Annotated in this window: 3 protein-coding genes; all 3 read left to right on the top strand. The window is 61.1% G+C overall.

Translation table 11 applies throughout. The features are described from left to right. Positions 1 to 2 precede the first annotated feature (2 nt). The gene (gene phhA, locus D8U71_RS15265; RefSeq protein ID WP_241664231.1) at positions 3 to 776 is read left to right on the top strand and encodes a phenylalanine 4-monooxygenase; all 774 of its coding nucleotides are present in this window, start codon (positions 3 to 5) and stop codon (positions 774 to 776) included. Positions 777 to 891: 115 nt separating this feature from the next. Continuing rightward, the gene (locus D8U71_RS15260; protein ID WP_016771115.1) at positions 892 to 1,248 is read left to right on the top strand and encodes a 4a-hydroxytetrahydrobiopterin dehydratase; all 357 of its coding nucleotides are present in this window, start codon (positions 892 to 894) and stop codon (positions 1,246 to 1,248) included. After that, positions 1,248 to 2,441: an amino acid aminotransferase gene (locus D8U71_RS15255; RefSeq protein ID WP_130888124.1), complete on the top strand. Its 1,194-nt coding sequence runs from the start codon at positions 1,248 to 1,250 to the stop codon at positions 2,439 to 2,441. The genes D8U71_RS15260 and D8U71_RS15255 overlap by 1 nt, the downstream gene beginning before the upstream one ends. The last annotated feature ends 65 nt before the right edge of the window (positions 2,442 to 2,506 follow it).

Raw genomic sequence — 2,506 nt, 5'->3', positions numbered from 1 at the left:
ACGTGGCTCGCGAGCCCGATGCGCAAGGTTTTATCGACTACCCCGCCGAAGAACATGCGGTGTGGAACACGCTGATCACTCGCCAGTTGAAGGTGATTGAAGGTCGCGCGTGCCAGGAATACCTGGACGGTATCGAAAAACTCGGTCTGCCCCACGACCGCATCCCGCAACTGGCCGAGATCAATAAAGTGCTCGGCGAGACCACTGGCTGGCAGGTTGCCCGGGTGCCGGCGCTGATTCCCTTCCAGACCTTTTTCGAATTGCTCGCCAGCAAGCAATTCCCCGTCGCGACCTTCATTCGTACCCGCGAAGAACTCGACTACCTGCAAGAGCCGGACATCTTTCACGAGATCTTTGGTCATTGCCCGTTGCTGACCAACCCGTATTTCGCTGAATTCACCCACACCTACGGCAAGCTTGGCCTGCAAGCGACCAAGGAAGAACGCGTGTATCTGGCGCGGCTGTACTGGATGACCATCGAATTCGGTCTGGTCGACACCCCGCAGGGCAAGCGCATCTACGGTGGCGGGATTCTGTCCTCGCCGAAAGAAACCGTTTACTGCCTGTCGGACGAGCCCGAGCATCAGCTCTTCGATCCGCTGGAAGCCATGCGCACGCCGTATCGCATCGACATCCTGCAACCGCTGTACTTCGTCCTGCCCAATCTCAAGCGCCTGTTCGATGTGGCCCATGAAGACATCATGGCCATGGTTCGCCAAGGCATGCAGCTGGGCTTGCACGCGCCGAAATTTCCGCCGAAACCCAAAGCCGCCTGAACCGCGACTTTTGCTGACAATTGCGTCTGTCCGTCGCCGCCACTTTGCTTTAGCGTGACGGCATTGACGGCACACGCGCTCTAATAAAAAACACACTCGTTTTCAGGAATACACCATGTCGACTTTGAACCAAGCCCACTGCGAAGCCTGCCGCGCCGATGCGCCACAAGTCAGCGACGAAGAACTGCCGATCCTGATCAAGCAGATCCCTGACTGGAACATCGAAGTACGCGACGGCATCATGCAGCTGGAAAAAGTTTTCCTGTTCAAGAACTTCAAGCACGCGCTGGCGTTCACCAACGCCGTCGGCGAAATCTCCGAGGCCGAAGGTCACCACCCGGGCCTGCTGACCGAGTGGGGCAAAGTCACCGTGACCTGGTGGAGCCATTCGATCAAAGGCCTGCACCGCAACGACTTCATCATGGCTGCGCGCACTGACGAAGTGGCCAAGACCGCAGAAGGACGCAAGTAATGCACTTCGACGCCATCGGCCGGGTCCCCGGCGACCCGATTCTCGGTTTGATGGAGGCCTATGCGCAGGATGCCAATCCGCGCAAGTTCGACCTCGGCGTTGGCGTCTACAAGGATGCCCAGGGTCTGACGCCAATCCCCGAGGCGGTGAAAATCGCCGAGGCACGACTGGTCGAAAGCCAGGACACCAAGACCTACATCGGTGGCCACGGCAATCCGCTGTTCGGCAAGGTCATCAACGAACTGGTGCTCGGTAGCGACTCGGCATTGATCGCCGAACAACGCGCCGGCGCCACCCAGACCCCGGGCGGTACCGGTGCCTTGCGGCTGGCGGCAGACTTCATTGCGCAATGCCTGCCGGGCAAAGGCGTATGGTTGAGCAACCCGACCTGGCCGATCCACGAAACCATTTTCGCCGCCGCCAAGGTCAAGGTCAGCCACTACCCGTACGTGGGCAGTGACAACCGCCTCGACGTCGAAGCGATGCTCGCCGTGCTCAGGGAAGTGCCGAAGGGCGACGTGGTGCTGCTGCATGCGTGCTGCCACAACCCGACCGGTTTCGACCTGAGCCATGACGACTGGAAGCGCGTGCTTGAAGTGGTGCGCAGCCGCGATTTGCTGCCGCTGATCGACTTTGCTTATCAGGGTTTTGGCGATGGTCTGGAGCAGGACGCGTGGTCGACCCGGTTGTTCGCGGCGCAAGTGCCGGAGCTGCTGATCACCAGTTCCTGCTCGAAGAACTTCGGCCTGTATCGAGACCGTACCGGTGCGCTGATCGTCTGCGCGACCAGCGCCGACAAGCTCATCGACATCCGCAGCCAACTGGCCAACATCGCCCGCAATCTGTGGTCGACGCCGCCGGATCACGGCGCGGCGGTGGTCGCGACCATCCTCGCCGATCCAGAGCTGAAAGCGCGCTGGGCCGATGAAGTGGAAGCGATGCGCTTGCGTATCGCGCAGTTGCGCAGCGGTCTGGTCGAAGCGCTGGAACCGCACGGTTTGCGTGAGCGTTTCGCGCACATCGGCGTGCAACGCGGGATGTTCTCCTACACCGGCCTGTCGCCGGAACAGGTGAAAACCCTGCGCGAGCGGCACAGCGTGTACATGGTCAGCTCGGGCCGGGCCAACGTTGCCGGGATCGACGCCACCCGCCTCGCATCGCTCGCCGACGCGATCGCTGACGCCTGCAAATAATCCCCCACCCGACTGATCGTTCCCACGCTCTGCGTGGGAATGCAGCCCGGGACGCTCCGCGTCCC

The organism is Pseudomonas sp. Sample_21 (assembly GCF_004307525.1).
GTDB lineage: Bacteria > Pseudomonadota > Gammaproteobacteria > Pseudomonadales > Pseudomonadaceae > Aquipseudomonas > Aquipseudomonas atacamensis.
This window is presented reverse-complemented; position numbering and strand designations above follow the sequence as displayed.